This is a genomic window from Candidatus Paceibacterota bacterium (assembly GCA_016782605.1).
Lineage (GTDB): Bacteria > Patescibacteriota > Minisyncoccia > Minisyncoccales > RBG-13-42-11 > BS750m-G71.
Genome location: JADHYE010000008.1, coordinates 1 through 18806 on the forward strand (window position 1 = coordinate 1; position 18806 = coordinate 18806).

The following is an 18806-nucleotide window of genomic DNA, read 5'->3' on the forward strand; positions in this document are numbered from 1 at the left end:
ATGATAGGCCTTCTGCCCTTGACCGGAATTCCTTTGCCTTTTATCAGCTATGGAGGCTCAGCTCTGATCATGGTTTTGATTGCTTCAGGCATACTGTTAAATATATCTAAAAATACATGAAAATACTTTTTGCCGGCGGCGGTACGGCCGGACATATCATACCGATTGTCGCTATCGCCCGCGAACTGAGGAAAATCCGTCCGCAAAATAATTTAAAACTGTTCTTTATCGGACCGCAGGACGATTTCGGTTATGTTTTGCTTTCCCAGGAAAACATTAAAGTAAAAACTGTTTTTGCCGGAAAAATCAGAAGGTACTTGGATTGGAAAACAGCCCTGCAAAACTTCGTTGACGTTTGCATAAAAATTCCCATCGGCATCATTCAATCCTTTTTCCATATTTTCTTCATGTCTCCTGATTTGGTTTTTTCCAAAGGCGGGTTCGGATCTATTCCAGTGGTTATTGCCGCTAAAATGCTTTTCGTGCCGGTATTTCTGCACGAATCTGACGTTACTCCTGGAGCAGCCAATAAGTTTTTAAGCGACCTTACTTTCAAGATTTTCGTTTCCTTTCCGAAGACAGAGTATTTCCCCCGGGGAAAAATGGTTTTAGTGGGCAATCCGACCAGAAAAGAACTGATGGACAGCCCCAAAGAAGAAGCGAAAAAGTTTTTCAATTTAAATTCAAATAAGCCCGTCATTCTGATTCTGGGAGGTTCGCAGGGATCGCAAAGGATTAACGACGGCATTCTTGATATTCTGCCGCAGCTCTTAAAGGATTTTGAACTGATCCACCAGTGCGGCGAGAGCAACTACCAGACAACAAGGGCAGAATCAAAGGCGGTTATGAAAACAGAAGAAGAGCCCTTTTACCATCTTTTTCCTTTTTTAAAAGAGCCTGAACTGCGCCGGGCATATGCGGTAGCTGATTTGATTATTAGCCGGGCAGGCGCTGGCAGTATATTCGAAATTGCCGCTGTTGCCAAACCCTCAATCCTCATTCCTTTGTCAGAGGCCGCCCAGAACCACCAAATAAAAAACGCTTACTCTTACCAGGAGAACGGAGCCTGCCTAGTTATTGAAGAAAACAATTTCACTCCCAGCCTCTTTCTCGAAAAGTTAAAAACTCTTTTTACCAATCAGGAAAAATTGAAAAGAATGGCTGAAAAAGCGAAAGCCTTTTCCAAAATAGAAGCAGCCAAAACCATTGCCAATTATCTTAGCCAATACCTTAATAAATAATGATCAGCGAAGATTTCAAATTCATCAAGCCTGGCGAAGTAAGAACGAGAATAGCCCCTTCGCCCACAGGACATTTTCATATCGGTTCAGCCAGAACCGCTCTTTTCAATTATCTTTTTTCCAAGAAGCACGAGGGAATCTTTGTTTTGAGAATTGAAGATACGGACCAAGAAAGATCATCAGCTGAATTTGAAAAAGACATTATTGAAAGCTTGAAATGGCTCGGCCTTAATTGGGACGAAGGCCCGAATACAGAAGAAAAATACGGTCCTTACAGGCAGAGCCAGAGAACTGATATTTATAAAAAGTATATGGAAAAACTGATTGCAGAAGATAAAGCTTACTACTGCTTTTGTTCTGAACAGGATCTGGAAGCTGAAAGGCAATACCAGATGTCCCAGGGGTTAGCTCCTCATTATTCCGGCCAATGCGCCAATCTTGATAAAAAAACAGTAAAGAAATATTTAGACGAAGCAAAACCATCGATAATACGGTTCAGGATCGCTCAAAAAAAAGTTGCTTTTGAAGATTTGATACGAGGACACTTGGAATTCGACGCCTCTTTGATGGGGGATATGGTCATTGCTAAAAGCCTGGATTCGCCTTTATATAATTTCGCTGCGGTTATTGATGATTTTGAAATGAAAATCTCCCACATAATCAGGGGAGAAGACCACATTTCCAACACTCCAAAACAAATCCTGCTCCAGGAGGCTTTAGGATTTCCCCAGCCTTTGTACGCTCATCTGCCACTTATATTAGGAGAAGACAGGGCGAAAATGAGTAAAAGAGAAGGCTCTGCTTCAGTTCATGATTTCAGGAAAGAGGGCTATTTGCCCGAGGCCCTGATTAATTTCATGGCGTTTTTAGGCTGGAACCCGGGAGACGAAAGAGAAATATATTCTCTGCCTTCTTTAATCAAGGAATTCTCTTTGGAAAAAATCCAAAAAGGCGGAGCTATTTTTAATATTAAAAAGCTGGATTTCTTAAACGGCTTTTACATCAGACAACGCTCTCCTGAAAAACTGGCAGAATTATGCCTTCCTTATTTGGCTGCAGCCGGATTACCCATAAAAACTGAATCTGACGATCTGGTGAAAATCGCTTCACTCTACCAGGAAAGACTGAAAAAACTTTCTGAAATCGTTGAACTAGCTGACTTCTTTTTCAAAGACAAACTTGATTACGAGAAAGATATGCTAAAATGGAAAGAGATGTCAGACAAAGAAATAAAAGATTCTCTTGATAAAACTGAAAAGCTGCTGTCCAAAATAGGGGAGTGGCGCAAAGAAAGACTGGAAGAAGTTTTATTGGAAGAAGCTGAAAAAACAAACAATAGGGGAGCAGTACTTTGGCCTCTAAGAGTGGCGCTTACCGCTAAGGAAGCATCGGCCGGACCATTTGAAATAGCGGAAATCCTGGGAAAAGAAAAAACATTAAAAAGAATAAAAGAAGCTAAAGAGCTTTTCTAGAATGAAAAAGATAATCGTAACTTCAATATTAGTTTGCTTTCTCTTGCCCACTTTTTCTTTTGCCCAAAAGATGCCGGAAACCATGGAAGAAGCCGGACAATTCGGCGAAAAATTATTTGAGGAAAGCGAAAAGCAAATGCCGGGAATAGTTGAAAAAATGTGGAACGAAGACGTTCTGCCCATCTGGCAGAAAATGTGGAGCTGGCTTTCTTCATACATCAACTCAAAGATTATGAGCTGGTTCAGTCCGGAAGTCGAAAAAAGAAAAGAAATCTTCCAGGAAAACTTTCCTGAAGAAAAAGAGGAAATGAAACAGGAAGCGAAAAACGAAGCGTCCTCATTATGGAATAAATTTAAAGAACTAATAAAATAAAACTATGAAAGAAATTTTAGCCAAAGAAATTGCCAGCAAGCTGATGAATATAAAAGGGGAGTGCCGGGGCATTGCCATAAAGCAAGACGGTGAATACATTTTGAAAGAAAAAGGCAGGGAAGGCTTGAAAAAGGTGGAAAAAGAAATGGAAAAAGCAGGCTATCCTTTTAAATATTCTAAAATAAGCAACATGAAATTTTATCCGGCAGGATTAAGGGCTTTATCTTTGCTGGCCATTAAACAGGCTTTTGATTCCGACGATGAAGCTATCAGAAAGGTCTGCGCTTTCCAGCCGAAAACCTCTTTGGTTGTCAGGCTTTTTGCCAAATATTTTTTTTCCATTCCCAATATAATGAAAAAAACGCAGGATATGTGGGGAAAATACTGGAACTTTGGGAAGATGACTTTTGTTGAATATAATGAGAAAGAAGGCCGCGCTGTTTTAAGAGTAGAGGATATGGAATTGGATCCTGTTTGGTGCAGGTGCAATGAAGGATACTTAGCTTCTCTGGCTGAGCTGGTTTTACCCAAAAGAGGAAAAAAAATACAATGCAGGGAAACTAAATGCCCGTCCAAAGGCGATAAATACCACGAGTTTGTTATCACTTTCTGATTATTGTGCGACACTAAAAAATGACATAAGCCATTAGGGCAGGGAACCATGTAGTAGAATTTCAACCTGGAAACTCTAATGGTTTTTTGTTTTTTTTTGAGCTTGACAATATGTCTGTGAAAAATATATAATTAAAGTAGGAGATTAGCTTTATCGTATTTCAAAGAACAAGGAGGAAGCAAATCTCTTAAGAGAAAGATTCGGACATTAAGCTCCTATGTAAAGGATTAACAACACATAATCCTGGCGGAGCAAACACTTCAACCCAATCTCTCTCTTTCCCGAACAAAGTTCTTTTTAAACACGTTTGATGTTCTTTCTTACAATTATCTCGCCAATTATGATTGGCAAAAACTCCTATATTTAGCGAGTTATGGGACCCCTAATTTGTTCTCTGTGGGTCCCTTCGTTTTTTTATACAGAGATAAGTACTAAGGGGAGCATTTGACAGGCCTTTTGGGCTTGATATTATGAGTATGGTATACTTCGCATAATGATTCTTTATCGAAGTATAATAAAGGGGCTTAATAATCTATGAAAAAAAATACCAAACCTATAATTGAACATTTTAATGACTTTTTAGAGTATTTAGATATAGAACGAGGTTTAAGTAACAAAAGTCAGGAAACTTATAATAGATTTTTAAACAAGTTCTGTTCTTGGCTATCTGCTAATAACCTATCAAACCTAGCCCCCCACGAACTTACTGAAGAACATATAAGAAAATATAGAATATTCTTATCTCAAACTTTCAATAAAAATACAAAAGAACCGCTAAAAAGATCTACCCAAAATTATTATCTTATTGCTTTAAGGAATCTTTTAAACTATTTTACTGACCGCGACATATTATCTTTACCATCGGAAAAGATTAAATTAACCAAATCAAAGATTGACGAAAGAACTATTAAATTTCTTGCCCTCGACCAAATAAAAAAACTATTGGAAGCGCCAAAGACTTCTACAACTAGCGGCCTTAGAGACAAAGCTATTCTAGAAACTTTTTTTTCAACTGGCCTTCGTGTGGCTGAATTAGTAAGTTTAAATAGAGAACAATTAAAAATTACTCCCGAAATAAAAGATTTGGAGATTGTAGTTATCGGTAAAGGCAATAGAGCGCGTCCAGTTTATTTCTCAAAAAGAGCCATTAAATGGCTTGGGAATTATTTAAAAACAAGGAAAGATAAAGAAAGGGCGCTATTTATTAATTTTAAAGGGCCAAGAAATATGATAAAAAAACGTCTCTCTAGTCGTTCGATGGAAAATATTGTTAAAAAATATGCCATTTCAGCAGGCATCCCCAGCTTTACCACTTGCCACACAATTCGCCATTCTTTCGCTACTGATTTATTAAGCCAAGGGGTCGATTTAAGAACTATTCAAGAATTTCTGGGACACAAAAATATCGGTACTACTCAAATTTATGCTTCCGTTACATCAAAGAAACTCAGAGAAACCCACAGAAAATTTCATAGTTTAAATGAATAATAATTTTTAATTATAGGCCAGAATAAAACACCATTGCTATCTAAAGAATATCTTGCCGGCTTTATAAACGGCGAAGGATACATACACTAAAGAAGAAAAAATACATCAAAAATTACGCATTCTTAATAAACGTGGTTTATGAACATAACTAAAATCGTCAATGAAACCGGCTGTTTTGACCTGCAGTTCCGCAGAGATGTCAGACATAAAAGAACTAACTCTCCCATATACTACTCCTGGAAAGCGCAGTTTGTCATTGTCGGTTCTGTCGATAAAGAAGAGCTGTTGAGAGAGATAAAGGAAACCTTGGACTGTGGCCGGCTTCACTATATTACTGGAACCCAGATAAGATATTCTGTGCAAAATATTGACGAGCTTCACGATAAAATTGTCCCTTTCTTTAAAGAACATTCTTTTTCCGGAGACAAAAATAAGAATTTCGAGCTTTGGTCTGAAGCAATTGCCATTCTTTACCAAAATAAAGGCAAAGCTCTCAGCCAATGGCCTAAAGAGCTATTTGAACGATTAATCAAAATTCAGCAAGCAGCCCAGCAGTATAAAAGCAAAAAAAACAGGATTCCCAAGTGGATTCCTGTGGCTCAAGCTATTCTAGAACATCTCACAAAATAGCCATATTCCCCCCTTATTTTTAGGCTATAATAGGCCTTTTTAGCCCTATTATAGCTTATATAGTATAAATTATACCCTCCTTCCCTATTTACCCTTATTCCCTATTATTGTCGCACAATAAATTAGAAAGCTCTCCTCATAAGAAGAGAGCTTCTTTTTTGCTTTCTTTGCAGGTTATTGGTTCTATTTTCGTCGCAAGGCTAGTATTCTGGCAAGCGTGTGCTGCAGCACTAAATTTTCGTCTAGAATATGAATCGTAGGGAAACGACAACCTGTTATAGATGCTTCATCATGGGTTTTGAAAATTTTTATGATCAGCTCTCGAGATCCTTGTCCCCTGCTGTCAGTTTCACCAAGTAACCCAGGGTCAAACTCATCTCTCCAACCACATACTGGACAAAAAGCAGTATATCCTGAAGGAGAAATAACTTCTTTAATCTCCTGGGTCAAGCCCCCTTCTTGAAATAATTCCCCTACTCTTTTGCCAAGCTGGGTATTGGTGGTTTTCACAAATTCATGTCTCACCAACCGGCCATCACTTTCTGAAACCAAAATCAATTCTTTGCCAATACAGATAGCGATGTTTGCGCCACCCTTGCCCCAATAGTATCCTTTCAACCAAGCCTTACTCCACAAGGGCTGCAAAAGCCTTCTAGCCTTCAACAACAAATCATAGTTCATTTCAAACCTCCTTAAATATAAATGTCGCTGATAATAGTATACAAAAAATAAACAAAAAAATCAAGTTGTAAAACTTGACACTAACTCTTAAATAATAGTGTAATAAATATCAAATTAAAACGTCTTAATATTAAGAGAAAACTAATCCCGCTTGCGGGGTTGTACCCGCCCTACGGCGGGTTTTTCGTTTAGGCACCCATCCTTCTTTCTCTGTTTGAATAATCCTTAATTATCTTTTCAAATTCTTTCGGGTTAAAATCAGGAAAAAAAGTTTTTGTAAAATGAAACTGCGAGTAAGCTGTATCCCACATCATGAAACCGGCAGAAACGTGCGGATCGTTTTCGCAACCTGTTCTGATAAGCAGATCAACTGCCGGCAGATCTTTTGTCCAAAGATTTTCTTTAATTAAGCTTTTGCTGATTTTTATTTTTTTCTTCTGGTAAAGTTTAGATATTTTCTCAATGCAATCTCGCATTTCGTCAGTCCCGTCGTAAGCCAAAAGAAAAGTTAAAAAATAATCGTGGTAATTCTTTGTTGCTGTCAAAGACATTTCTATCGCTTCCTGGGTTTTCTTGGGTAAAATTTCTTTCCATCGGCCGATAACATTGATTTTCACTTTGTTCTTGTGGATTTCTTTATCTTTAGCTATTCTTTCAAAGTGTTCCGTATATAGCTTAAATAAAAAATCCACCTCTTTTTTAGGTCTTTTAGTCAGATTATCCCAAGAACCGGCCCAGAAAGTAATGTATGGAATTCCAAGCTCTTTGCCTTTCTCCAAGATCTTCTCAAACATTTTTATACCATGCTGGTGGCCTACCCAGGCCCTCAATCCCCTTTTCTGCGCCCAACGACGGTTACCGTCAGGAATAATGGATACATGTTTGGGAATATTTTTATCAGACATAATTTTAAAGTAAAAAATCGCTTTCAATTTTAATTCTTTTGGGCAGAATCCAAGGAAAATGGAATCCGAAAAAGTAAACCAGTTTTACGGCCAGTTTCGAAAAGATAATCCGCGGAATAAAAAAAACTTTTACTGCTCTAATATATTTTATAAAATCAGGGAAATTTTTCAAGAGTAAATCTGCAGCAATCAACCCCCAGACCACTCCCCCGCCAGACCAAGGCTTGCAAAGTCCGGCAGCGTCCCCGCAAAGAGTCACTTGTTTTTCAGAAGGAAAAAGAAAGCCCTGAGGGACAAGCGCCGATGTTATTCTTTCCAAATGAAGATTTTTTTTCTTTAAAAATTCTTCAAAAACATCTTTCGCTTCTTTCGAATTGCCGATTACGCCGTATTCAATTTCACTGCTCCTGGGAATCTTCCAGATGAAACCTTGATTTATCGGCCAAGTCTCAACAAAATCAGAGTCATCTTTTTTGGACGAAAACCCTTGAATAGCCAAACGAACGTCCAATTCTTTCGGACTCAAACTTTTTCTGACTGCAGAATTCGGACCGTCGCAACCGATAATTCTTTCAAATTCTTCTTTTAATTCAGGAACATCGGTTACATCATGCTTTAATATAATCTTTACGCCTGATTTCTCAGCCAAATCAGCTGCCAAGTTATCAAGTTCAAAATGGCTCATGACGAAAAACTTTTTGGAAAATAAAACTTTAACAGTTTTTTTCGGGAAATGAATCAAAACAGAATTAATCTGGCTTTGGATCAAATCCCTGCTTTGGGGAATAAAATCCAGAATCCTCTGGCTGAACAGCCCGGAACAAGCTTCCTTGCCTATTCTATCTCTCTTTTCAAAAACAACGACCTCATGGCCCTTTTTCGAAAGGCGCCTCGCTAAATAAAGTCCGTTGATGCCTGCTCCTACAACAGCTATTTTCATAAGTTTTAATCTGCCCGATACTCTATCTTAAGCGGTTCTTTGTCCTGCTGTTTGGCGGTTACATAGCCCAAAGCAAAAGAAAGCAAAGATACCAGAATAACGCCGACAACCAGAATTATATCGGCTTTATGGTCTTTGACAAAATCTTTCATCTTTGTTAATATCATCTTGTTAATTAAATTATATATATTATGGCAAAAACCAAAGCTGCAGGATCAACTAAATTAGGAAGGGACTCAAGGCCGAAGTACTTGGGTGTAAAGCTATTTGCAGGCCAAAAAGTTAAAGCTGGCGGCATTATCGTCAGGCAAAGAGGCACCAAGTTCCTTCCCGGAAAAAATGTCAAAAGAGGAAACGACGACACTCTTTTTGCTTTAAAAGAAGGTACGGTTAACTTTAAAACTAAAAAGAAAAAGAATTTTGACGGGTCTCAAAGAGTTGCCAAAGTTGTTAACGTTGAATAGCTAAGCCGCAGCGAAAGCTCATAAATGAAGGCAAACTTCAAAGAAGGAAAACTTCATCGTGTAGCTGCCCTGATAAACTCACGGAACAAAGGATGCGGGTTCAATGGTTTTGATTTGAACTCAGGATGAAACTGGCTTCCCACGAAAAAGGGATGCTTTTTAATTTCAACAATCTCCACTAAATCCCTTTCAGGATTGACTCCCGATGTTATCAAGCCTTTTGCCTCAAGCTCTTTTCTGAATTCATTGTTCAATTCATATCGATGGCGATGCCTTTCTTTAACCAAGATATCGCCTTTTTTGTTCGGCTTCCCCCAGCGGGATTTTGAATAAGCTGAATGGACAATAGTTCCTTTTTTTATCAAACAGGAATAATCTCCCAGCCTCATCGTTCCTCCATATTTTTTTTCCTGGATTAAGGCTTCCTGTTCTGGAAGCGTATCAATAACCGGATATTTGCAGTGCTTAACGATTTCAGTAGTATTGGCCTCTTTCATCTTGCAAACGTTTCTGGCAAATTCAATCACTGCCAGCTGCATGCCGAAACAAAGCCCTAAAAAAGGAATCTTATTCTTCCTGCAGTATTCAATGGCCTTTATTTTGCCCTCTGTTCCCCTGCTGCCGAATCCGCCAGGCACGATTACGCCATTAAGCTTTTTCAATTCTTTAAGTTTCCCTGGATTCTTTTCGTAAGATTCGCTTGATAACCAGGATAACTCTATTTTCAGTTTATAGAACCAGGAAGCGTGCTTTACCGCCTCAATAATGGAAATGTAAGAATCTGCCAAGGTGAAATCTCCTGTTTCAAAATATTTTCCGACAATACCGATTTTAACCGTTTTCTTTGCCGTTTTAATAACCTTGACCAGCTTTTTCCAGTCTTTTAGATTCTGTTTTCTCTGCCTTAAACCGAACTTCTTCAAAATCATTTTCCCCAGATTGTCTTTTTCAAAATTAACCGGTATCTCGTAAATCGATTTAATGTCAGGAGCGGATATTACGTCTTCTTCCTGAACGTTGCAGAAAATCGATATTTTCTTTTTCCGAGGCTGGTCAAGCGCCACTTCCGAACGGGCAATAATAATATCAGGCTGTATGCCGCCTGAATTCAAGGTTCTGACAGCGTGCTGGGTAGGTTTGGTTTTCATTTCCCCGATCATGTTGGGAATTGGCAGATAACTGACTAAAATAAAAAGAACATCTTTTGGATGTTGCAGTTTCATCATTCTGGCTGCTTCCAGAAAGAGAAGATTCTGGTATTCGCCGACTGTGCCGCCGATCTCAATTAAAACGAATTCGGCTTTTGTTTTTTTAGCAGCATTCTGGATGCGGGAAATCACTTCATTGGGAATATGAGGCACCACTTCCACGCATTTGCCTCCGTATTCCAAATTCCTTTCCTTACGGATGACCGTTTCGTAAACGCGGCCAGTGGTAATGTAATTCTCGGTTGTCAGTTCTTCGTCCAAGAACCTTTCATAGTTGCCGACATCCTGATCGCACTCCACTCCGTCTTTTGTCACGAAAACCTCTCCGTGCTCTATGGGATTCATCGTTCCTGCATCAACATTAATGTATGGGTCGATTTTCACTGCCGTCACTTTAAAGCCCTTGCCCTGCAGAATCTTTCCGATGGAAGCTGTGGCCACGCCTTTTCCAATGCCGGACATCACTCCGCCTGCAATGAAAATGAATTTAGCCATAGCTACTCTTCCAATTTACTGACTATTGCTCTGATTTCGACCTCTAAATTGTGTTCAAGTTTGATTTTAACCGGAAACTCCCCTATTTCTTTTATGGGCTCTGGCAAATCAACCTGGGTTTTCTTTACTTCAAAACCCATTTCCTTTAATTTATCGGAAATCTTTTGCGCATTAATTGATTCGAACAGCTGTCCTTCTTCTCCGACTTTAACGGCAATAGCCAGTTCCATGTCATCAATCTTTGAAGCAAGCTCCTGCGCTTTTTTCAATTCTTCTTCAGCTTTTTTCTCCTGGATTTCTTTTTGTACTTCAAGCCATTTTAAAGCTTCCTCTGTCGCTGGCTTTGCCAAACCTTTATCAATCAAAAAGTTCCTGGCATAGCCTTCTTTAACTTCCTTAACCTCAAACTGCTTTCCCACCCTTTCAACGTCTTTTAATAAAATAATCTTCATATATCGAGCCCGCCCAAGGCGGGTGAAGGTGAAAGGACGATGAGACGAGGTCTCATCTACCCGCCTATATTATCTTATTCTAATTTAATTCTTTAATTATTTCAACTGTTTTATCGAGCTGGGGATCTTTGCCCTCGCTGTAATCTTCTTCCGTCATTTCTACCATTATATCAGGTTCTAAGCCTTTGTCAGTAATGAAATCTCCTTTAGGAGTCAACCACTTGGCAATGGTCACTTTCAAAGAAGAACCCTCCCTTAATTCAGCCAATTCCTGAACAGACCCTTTGCCGAATGATGTTTCGCCGATTAATTTAATTCCCCGATTGTCCCTTAAAGCTCCTGCCAGAATCTCGGAGCCTGAAGCTGAACCTTTATTAATCAATATGACTACAGGATAGCTTAACAGCTTTGAATTGCCCTGGGCTAAATATAAATCCTGCTCTTTCTCTTTGCCGAAATCCTCAATAACCACTACCTGGCCTTTTTCTAAAAACCAACCAGCAATATCCTGAGCAACATCCAGATATCCTCCAGGATTATTCCTCAAATCCAGAATTATTCTGTCAGCATCGCTGTTTAATATTTTAGCAGCTGCTTCCCTAAAATCAAAAGAAGCTACTTCGGAAAACTGATAAAGTTTCAGATAAGCGATATTGTCATCCCTGATTTCCAGTTTTAAAGAAGGAATATCAATCACCCCTCTTATTATTTTAATGTCCTTGGTTTCTCCCCATTCTTCCCGAAAAATCGTTAAAACAACCTCAGTGCCTTTGGGCCCACGAATCAGACTGACCGCTTCATCTACTGTTATATCAAGAGTGGATTCTCCGTCAACGCCCATAATCTTATCGCCAGCTCTCAGTCCTGCTTTTTGAGCCGGCGTTCCTTCCAAAGGAGCAACCACCTGTAACTGGCCGTCCCTGATATCTATTTCCATGCCCACGCCTTCAAAACTTCCTTTTACGTCTTCAACAAATCTTTTAGTATCGTCAGGCTTTAAGAAAACAGTATATGGGTCGTTCAAAGAATCAACCATGCCGGAAATCGCTCCGTAAATCAGTTCCTGAACATTGATTTCCGCTTGGCCTACGTATTTTTCCTGTATAGTCTGCCAGGTTTCCCAAAAAAGAGAGAAATCAAGGTCTTCTGGAGGACAAACCTGGCAAACAACCTTGGACTGGCCGAACCAAAAGCCGAAACCGAAAGCAACCGCAATCATGACGATTACAAAAAGAAGAATAAAAACTTTGGCTATTTTGCTCAACATACAGTAAACAAACTAAAAAACAAAACTTTGTTTTGAGGCGAAGAGAACTGTGTTCTCTTCTTCACCTCCTTTTGGTCGGTATTTAAAAAACATTATATTAATTTACCATAATAAAATATTTGAAACAAGCAAAAAACATTATAATAGCTCTTTAAAAAGAAAAAGGCGGCTTCGTTATTTATATAACAGGTACCGCTAGACCTTTAATTGTCTAAGTCTTCTTTCCTTTTGAATATACAGAGTTGGTCGCCAAGGATAATACATAAAAACAGAACCGAAACTGATGGCTTTAGCGCCAAGATCTCTGACTTTTTTAAGGTCATCAAAATCCCACACGCTCGGACATATTACTGGAATCGTTGTAAAACTGGCCATTTTCTGAGCTAAATCCCAAGTGAATGGCTGAGCGACTTTCCCGGAAATTCCACCATCTCCAAGCTTCTCAAGAGGACTGCGACGATTTGGAAAAGCTATTGCCCAGGGGACACTATTAATTGACACTGCTTCAACAACACCCTCAAGCCTTTTCAGTATTTGTAAAACATCGTGAGCCACTGACACTTTCAGAATTAATGGCAATCGTGAGTTGCTTTTGACTGCTTCACAACTGGCAATTACTTTTCTGGTGTCTTGTAAGAGACAACTCGGACATGAAGCGTTTACTTCCAAGCCAACCAGATCAAAACCGTTCAATGTCCTCGCCATTTCTGCTAATTCCTCGGGTTCTCCGAAAACTGAAGCAGCCAAAGGAATTTTCATTGAATTGACCGATGAACCGACTTTTTCACACCACCAATCAAGTCCAGGGTTTGACAATTTAACTGCGTTGAGAACTCCACTGCGTATAAAGCGGACACAACGAAAAGGATTGTACCATCGCAGATTTCCTTCTATTCGTTGAAGCGTGAATGTTTTAGTTACCGAAGTGAAGAGTGTTGGGTCAATAAGACCAAGCCAACGCCAAGGCTGGTCCCAAAGCCAACCCTTTCCGTCAAAACCCAATGCGCCACTTGCCGCCATATATTCAAAGATATGACCATTGGAAAGCGTTATCATACTTGTTCACCTCTTTCCTATATTATTAAGGTACAAATTAAATATCGCTAAATTGCTAAATAGATGATACGCTTTTAAAAATAAAAAATCAAACAAAAACAGAAATCCATAAGAATTTCTGCAAACATACGTGTGCCCCCGCCGCGACTCGAACGCGGAACCACTTCCTTAAAAGGGAATTGCTCTACCAATTGAGCTACGGGGGCTAAAATGCCTTCTTCCTGTAATTCTTCCAATAATTCTTTTTGTTTTTTTGTTAACTTCTTGGGAGTTCTGACAACTAACTCAACATACATACTCCCTGTTCCAAAACCTGAAAAATGAGTTAATCCTTTGCCTGAAATCTTTAATATTTTTCCTGATTCTGTTCCAGATGGTATTTTAAGAAAAATCTTCTTCCCTTGCAAGGTCATTATCTCTGTCTCGCCTCCTAAAGCTGCCTGACTGAAAGAAATCGACGCTTGAGAATATAAATCATCGCCTTTTCTTTTGAAAACCGGATGCTTCCTGACAAAGATTCTAACATATAAATCGCCTGCTTTTCCAGAGCGCCTGCCAGCTTCTCCCTGTCCCTCAATCTTAATTATCTGATTGCTGTCTACGCCAGCCGGAACGAAAACTTTGATTCTCTCCTGTTTTTTTATCCTTCCTTCTCCATGGCAAACATTGCAGGGTTTTTCCGGTTTGAAACCTTCTCCTCCGCATTCAGGGCAAGTGGCGTTCTGCGCAAAAGAACCAAGAGGAGTTCTTCTTATCTGCTGGACCCAGCCTGTGCCTCTGCAGGAAAAGCATTCTTTTACTTTGGTTCCCGGTTCCCCTCCTGTGCCCTGGCACCTGGAACAGGAAACGAATTTATCCAAAACAATTTCTTTTTCTTTACCGGAAAGCACATCCTCCAAAGGAATTTCCATTTCAACCTCAATGTCTTTGCCGCGCTTGAAATCTTTTTTCTTTCTTCCCATTCCAAAACCCAAGAAATCCTCCATCAAATCGCTCAAGTCTCCAAAATCAAACTCAAAATCAACATTCGGCCTTCCGGAGAAAGAACTAAAATCAAATCCAGAATCAAAACCAGCTCCTTCTTCAAAAACCCTGCCGAATTGATCGTACTGGGCCCTCTTATCTTTATTTGAAAGAGTCTGGTAAGCTTCGCTTATCTCTTTGAATTTTTTCTCGTCTCCGCCTTTGTCAGGATGATATTTATGGGCCAGTTTGTAATATGCTTTTTTCACTTCCTCATGAGAAGCATCCCGAGAAAGGCCTAGAATTTGATAATAATCTTTATTCATAATTTTGTCTGTTGAGGTTAGACTTCAACAGTCTAAGCGAGGTAATAATTTTCAGAGTAGCTTTCGGAGGCGATTTGGCATGGTCCCGAAGGGCAAATCGCCGAGAACGCAGATTGCTCTGAGTCGCTGGGCGAAGAGACAATCGGTACTCTGATAAATTGATTATTGAGCATCCTTGTATTCCCCTTCTTCCGGTTTTTTTTCTTCTTCCGGTTTTTTTTCTTCTGTCGTTTCTTTCTCTTCTTTCGGTTTCTCCTGCTTTTGCGCTTGCTGATAAAGTTCAGTCCCTACTTTCTGAACGCTCTGTGATAAATCTGAAGTTTTCTGTTTAATTTCTTCAATATTATCACCATCTTTCACTTTCTTCAACTCATTAAGTTTTTCTTCTATTTCTTTCTTGGCTTCTGAGGAAATCTTATCTCCCGATTCTCTCATTGTTTTCTCCGTCATATAGACAACATTGTCAGCCATATTCTTGGCCTCAATTGATTCCTGCTTTTTTTTGTCTTCTTGAGCATGCGCTTCAGCTTCCTTTTTCATTTTTTCCACTTCTTCCTTTAAAATACCGGTAGATCCTTCTATTCTTATTGAGTGTGACTTACTGGTTGCCTTGTCTTTAGCAGTAACGTTCAAAATGCCGTTGGCGTCAATATCAAAAATCACCTCAATCTGGGGAACGCCTCTGGGAGCCGGCGGAATGCCGTCCAGCATGAACTTTCCCAAACTTTTGTTATCGTGAGCCATGGGCCTTTCTCCCTGCAGAACATGGATTTCAACTGACGTCTGGCTGTCAGCCGCCGTGGAAAAAACCTGGTTTTTTGAAGTGGGTACAGTCGTATTTTTGACAATCAAAGGAGTGCTTACTCCGCCCAAAGTTTCAATTCCCAAAGAAAGCGGAGTAACATCCAATAGCAAAACATCTTTAACGTCTCCCTGCATAATACCAGCCTGGATAGCTGCTCCAACAGCCACCACTTCGTCAGGATTGATTGAACGATTGGCTTCCTTGCCGAATATTTTCTTCAATTCTTCCTGGATCTTCGGCATTCTGGTCTGGCCGCCGACTAAAACTATTTCTTCAATATCTTTCGGCTCTAACTTGGCTTCTCTCAAAGTCTGTTTTACCAAATCAATGGACTTATCAATATAATCATTAACCAATTCTTCAAGCTTTGACCTGCTCAACTTAAAATAGAAATGCTTGGGGCCAGAAGAATCAGCTGTAACAAAAGGCAGATTGATTTCAGCCTCCATGACAGAAGACAATTCAATCTTTGCTTTTTCAGCCGCCTCTTTTATCCTTTGCAAAGCCAGAGGGTCTTTTGACAAATCAATGCCGTCGCTCTTTTTGAATTCATTAACCAGCCAGTCCATTATTCTCTGGTCAAAATCATCACCTCCTAAATGAGTATCTCCGCCAGTTGCTTTTACTTCTATGGTGTCTTCTGATACATCCAGAACAGATATATCAAAAGTGCCTCCGCCAAAATCGTAAACAATAATCTGCTCTCCTTTCTTTTTATTCAAGCCGTAAGCTAAAGCAGCAGCTGTCGGCTCGTTAATCACTCTTTTTACGTTGAATCCGGCAATTTCCCCGGCAACCTTAGTTGCTTTTCTCTGGCTGTCGTCAAAGTAAGCAGGACAAGTAATAATAGCTTCATCTATCTTTTCTCCCAGTTTTGCCTCAGCATCAGCTTTTAACTTTTGTAAAATCATGGCTGAAATCTCAGCTGGCTTTAACCATTTTTCGCTCATCTTCACTTCAACTCCACCGTCTGCCGCCTCTCTAATCTCATAGGGCATAAGCTTTTTGTCTTTTTGCACTTCCGGATCGGAAAAGCGCCGGCCAATTAATCTTTTAACTGAAAAAATAGTGTTTTGAGGATTGGTCACCTGCTGCCTTTTGGCCAAAACACCAACCAACCTTTCTCCGCTTTTAGTTAAAGCAACGACAGAGGGAGTGGTTCTTCCTCCTTCTTTGTTCTCAATTATTTTTGGTTCCCCTCCTTCCATGGCTGCTATAGCAGAAAAGGTGGTTCCCAAATCAATACCTAATATTTTGCTCATAGTTTTGTTAATTTAATAAATTATTTTTATTACTCAATGAAGCAATGCTTCATTTCGGATTTCGTTTCCTTTGGAAACTCATCTTGCGACTTTTACTTTCGCAGGCCTTAATAACCTACCGTTTATAATATAACCCCTTTGCACTTCTTCTAATATAACTCCTGATTGACCGCCCTCTTTGGTCTCAATCGCCTCGTGCAAGTTAGGATCAAACTTCTCGCCAACTGTCTTCATTTCCTCCACCCCCTGATTCTTCAAAAAATCCAGAATCTGATTTTTAATCTGTAAAATCCCTTTTACGTTTTCATCTTTTTCCCGAGCCGCAGCGAAGGGAGGAGAAGAAGATTTATCTTCTTCGCCTTTTAAATCCTTGGCTATTTTTTTTTCCGCTAATTCAAAATTATCCAGAATAGGAAGAATTTTCAAAACAAGCTCCTCGCCGGCATAAGCGAGTAAAGCAGTAATTCTTTCCATTTCTTCTTTTTTGTAATTCAAAAAATCAGCTCTTGCTCTCTGCCAGCCGGCTAAATACTCGTCTTTCTGCCTTAAACACTCTTCCAATTTCTTTTTTAAATTTTCATCTTGTTTTTCAACCATATATTAAACTTTATCCAATAAATGAATCAAAGAATTCAGAGAACAGATGCTTTTATCGTAATCCATTCGTTTCAGGCCGAATATGGCCAAAATGCCGTTTTCTTTCACCCGAGCCGCAGCGAAGGGTGAAGAAGAGAATTTATTCTCTTCGCCTACCGGGAAATGGCATTTAGTGACTATAGCGCTGAATTCTCTGGCTTTGGGCAAGGGATTTTCTTTACCGATGTAAACTTTGATATCAGCATCTAAATCAAAATCAGCTATTTCTTCCTCAAAGCTTTTAACCATAGCAATAAAATCGTTAATCAGCTTTCTTTCCTTGAATTCCGGCTCCTTGATTATTTCCTCCCAGCCTTCCTTCCAAAATATTTTCTTGTCAGACAAATACCCTAAAGAAAAATTTGAGGAAACCAAGGCTAAATTCTTGGTTACGGATTGGAGAAACTTTATTGTATCATCCATTTCCCCATTAAACCAGTCAGATTCAAAAATATCCTCTTTCAAAGAATGTTCCTGTAATAAGCTGTCAACGAAAAAGCGATAGCCCTTATCGGTCGGCACTCTGCCGGCCGAAGTATGGGGTTGGGAAAGAAAACCTGCATCGGTCAGCTTCTGCATTTCGTTCCTGATAGTGGCAGAGCAAACATCAAAATCACATTTCTTTTCCAGAAACTCAGAACTGACCGGCTCAACCGACCTGATGTAGTTTTTGATGATATTATTCAATATTCCTGTCTGTCTTTCGGTTAATTCCATATACATCCATGATAATCAAGTTAGCAGTCACTGTCAAGGAGTGCTAACGCCCCTAAACTTAGGATTGGCAAAATTGCCGAACCTCAATTCAATGTATTCCAAATCCTGCCTCTCTTCTAAAGATATTCTCTCCTCCAAAAGCACTTTCAGCTTCATTAGTTGCCAGTCTATATCGTTCTGAAGATTAAAATACAGCTCCCAACCGTCTTCAGTAACCACCACCAGCTTGTCCGCAGAAGAAACGAAAAACTCTGCAACCTGAATATTCAAATTTTTCTCCAGATTAAAATTAATCTGCAAAATCTTAGCCAAATCGTCTTTATCAATCGCCTGCTCCCCTGTTTTCTTCTCGCCCTGGGAATAAGAATCGTTGATTATTATTTCTCCAGCAGGAACTTCTTCAATCTTTTCAAAGACTATTCCGTTTTCATCTATTTTAAAACAATCGTTCTCATTAGCGCACCAGAGAGCAACTCTCTGTCTTTCTTGTATTTCAATAGACAGTTTATCCGGTAATCTCATTTTCACATCGGCCAAACCAATCTCAGGATATTTCATCAAAATATTCTCTTCTATCTTCCCAGCATTAATTCTAAAAAATAGACTGCCTTTTGAACCAACCTCTTCTTTAACTATATTTTCAATATCCTGCGTCGATATTTTCTCATTGCCGTTTATCTTAATTTCTTTAATCTTGAAAAATGGCGTAAAAAAAACAAAATAGCAAAGACTGATAGCAACGATCAAAAACAAAAGAAAAAACCAAAAAAAACGATTGCGCTAAATCGGTTTTTTCCTCTTGGATCTGTGCG

20 protein-coding genes, 1 tRNA gene and 1 pseudogene are annotated in these 18806 nt (G+C 39.4%); 8 read left to right on the forward strand and 14 right to left on the reverse strand.

Annotated features, from left to right (window positions below; translation table 11 throughout):
- From ISS83_02810 to ISS83_02840, 7 genes are all read left to right on the forward strand, one after another.
- Positions 1 to 120 (forward strand): FtsW/RodA/SpoVE family cell cycle protein (locus ISS83_02810; GenBank protein ID MBL7142560.1); only part of this gene is annotated, 120 nt, incomplete at its 5' end.
- The gene (murG, locus tag ISS83_02815; GenBank protein MBL7142561.1) at positions 117 to 1241 is read left to right on the forward strand and encodes an undecaprenyldiphospho-muramoylpentapeptide beta-N-acetylglucosaminyltransferase; all 1125 of its coding nucleotides are present in this window, start codon (positions 117 to 119) and stop codon (positions 1239 to 1241) included. The genes ISS83_02810 and murG, both read left to right, overlap by 4 nt.
- The gene (locus ISS83_02820; protein ID MBL7142562.1) at positions 1241 to 2713 is read left to right on the forward strand and encodes a glutamate--tRNA ligase; all 1473 of its coding nucleotides are present in this window, start codon (positions 1241 to 1243) and stop codon (positions 2711 to 2713) included. The genes murG and ISS83_02820 overlap by 1 nt, the downstream gene beginning before the upstream one ends.
- A gap of 1 nt (position 2714) precedes the next feature.
- Complete coding sequence (locus tag ISS83_02825; GenBank protein ID MBL7142563.1) at positions 2715 to 3086, forward strand: hypothetical protein; 372 nt, start codon at positions 2715 to 2717, stop codon at positions 3084 to 3086.
- Positions 3087 to 3090: 4 nt separating this feature from the next.
- Positions 3091 to 3699: a hypothetical protein gene (locus ISS83_02830; protein ID MBL7142564.1), complete on the forward strand. Its 609-nt coding sequence runs from the start codon at positions 3091 to 3093 to the stop codon at positions 3697 to 3699.
- Between the two features lie 534 nt (positions 3700 to 4233).
- The gene (locus ISS83_02835; protein MBL7142565.1) at positions 4234 to 5187 is read left to right on the forward strand and encodes a tyrosine-type recombinase/integrase; all 954 of its coding nucleotides are present in this window, start codon (positions 4234 to 4236) and stop codon (positions 5185 to 5187) included.
- Between the two features lie 138 nt (positions 5188 to 5325).
- Positions 5326 to 5817 carry an LAGLIDADG family homing endonuclease gene (locus tag ISS83_02840; GenBank protein ID MBL7142566.1) on the forward strand — a complete coding sequence of 164 codons (492 nt, stop codon included), beginning with the start codon at positions 5326 to 5328 and terminating at the stop codon, positions 5815 to 5817.
- A gap of 183 nt (positions 5818 to 6000) precedes the next feature.
- Here the strand turns inward: ISS83_02840 and ISS83_02845 are convergent, their stop codons facing one another.
- The 4 genes from ISS83_02845 to ISS83_02860 all read right to left on the reverse strand — a co-directional run bounded on the left by ISS83_02845 (position 6001) and on the right by ISS83_02860 (position 8510).
- Positions 6001 to 6498, reverse strand: a complete 498-nt coding sequence (locus ISS83_02845; protein MBL7142567.1) for a hypothetical protein — start codon at positions 6496 to 6498, stop codon at positions 6001 to 6003.
- 188 nt (positions 6499 to 6686) lie between these two features.
- Complete coding sequence (gene uppS, locus ISS83_02850; protein MBL7142568.1) at positions 6687 to 7403, reverse strand: di-trans,poly-cis-decaprenylcistransferase; 717 nt, start codon at positions 7401 to 7403, stop codon at positions 6687 to 6689.
- A gap of 4 nt (positions 7404 to 7407) precedes the next feature.
- The gene (locus ISS83_02855; protein MBL7142569.1) at positions 7408 to 8343 is read right to left on the reverse strand and encodes an FAD-dependent oxidoreductase; all 936 of its coding nucleotides are present in this window, start codon (positions 8341 to 8343) and stop codon (positions 7408 to 7410) included.
- A 5-nt stretch (positions 8344 to 8348) separates the two neighbouring features.
- Positions 8349 to 8510, reverse strand: a complete 162-nt coding sequence (locus tag ISS83_02860; protein MBL7142570.1) for a hypothetical protein — start codon at positions 8508 to 8510, stop codon at positions 8349 to 8351.
- 24 nt (positions 8511 to 8534) lie between these two features.
- On the opposite strand from ISS83_02860, the gene rpmA reads away from it, so the two are divergent.
- The gene (gene rpmA / locus ISS83_02865; protein MBL7142571.1) at positions 8535 to 8807 is read left to right on the forward strand and encodes a 50S ribosomal protein L27; all 273 of its coding nucleotides are present in this window, start codon (positions 8535 to 8537) and stop codon (positions 8805 to 8807) included.
- A gap of 53 nt (positions 8808 to 8860) precedes the next feature.
- Here rpmA and ISS83_02870 read toward each other — a convergent pair whose 3' ends face one another.
- The 10 genes and pseudogenes from ISS83_02870 to ISS83_02915 form a co-directional block, all read right to left on the reverse strand.
- Complete coding sequence (locus ISS83_02870) at positions 8861 to 10510, reverse strand: CTP synthase (protein MBL7142572.1); 1650 nt, start codon at positions 10508 to 10510, stop codon at positions 8861 to 8863.
- 2 nt (positions 10511 to 10512) lie between these two features.
- The gene (rplI, locus tag ISS83_02875) at positions 10513 to 10962 is read right to left on the reverse strand and encodes a 50S ribosomal protein L9 (GenBank protein ID MBL7142573.1); all 450 of its coding nucleotides are present in this window, start codon (positions 10960 to 10962) and stop codon (positions 10513 to 10515) included.
- Between the two features lie 79 nt (positions 10963 to 11041).
- Complete coding sequence (locus tag ISS83_02880; protein MBL7142574.1) at positions 11042 to 12229, reverse strand: S41 family peptidase; 1188 nt, start codon at positions 12227 to 12229, stop codon at positions 11042 to 11044.
- 195 nt (positions 12230 to 12424) lie between these two features.
- The gene (locus ISS83_02885) at positions 12425 to 13285 is read right to left on the reverse strand and encodes a hypothetical protein (protein MBL7142575.1); all 861 of its coding nucleotides are present in this window, start codon (positions 13283 to 13285) and stop codon (positions 12425 to 12427) included.
- A gap of 133 nt (positions 13286 to 13418) precedes the next feature.
- Positions 13419 to 13491: transfer RNA gene (locus tag ISS83_02890), tRNA-Lys, on the reverse strand.
- A gap of 9 nt (positions 13492 to 13500) precedes the next feature.
- A pseudogene (gene dnaJ / locus ISS83_02895) lies at positions 13501 to 14574 on the reverse strand (molecular chaperone DnaJ).
- A 162-nt stretch (positions 14575 to 14736) separates the two neighbouring features.
- Positions 14737 to 16641 (reverse strand): molecular chaperone DnaK, encoded by a 1905-nt coding sequence (dnaK, locus tag ISS83_02900; GenBank protein ID MBL7142576.1) that lies wholly within the window; start codon positions 16639 to 16641, stop codon positions 14737 to 14739.
- A gap of 78 nt (positions 16642 to 16719) precedes the next feature.
- Positions 16720 to 17238, reverse strand: a complete 519-nt coding sequence (locus tag ISS83_02905; GenBank protein MBL7142577.1) for a nucleotide exchange factor GrpE — start codon at positions 17236 to 17238, stop codon at positions 16720 to 16722.
- Positions 17239 to 17241: 3 nt separating this feature from the next.
- The gene (locus tag ISS83_02910) at positions 17242 to 17994 is read right to left on the reverse strand and encodes a hypothetical protein (protein MBL7142578.1); all 753 of its coding nucleotides are present in this window, start codon (positions 17992 to 17994) and stop codon (positions 17242 to 17244) included.
- 33 nt (positions 17995 to 18027) lie between these two features.
- Positions 18028 to 18747, reverse strand: a complete 720-nt coding sequence (locus ISS83_02915; GenBank protein MBL7142579.1) for an FtsQ-type POTRA domain-containing protein — start codon at positions 18745 to 18747, stop codon at positions 18028 to 18030.
- Between the last annotated feature and the right edge of the window lie 59 nt (positions 18748 to 18806).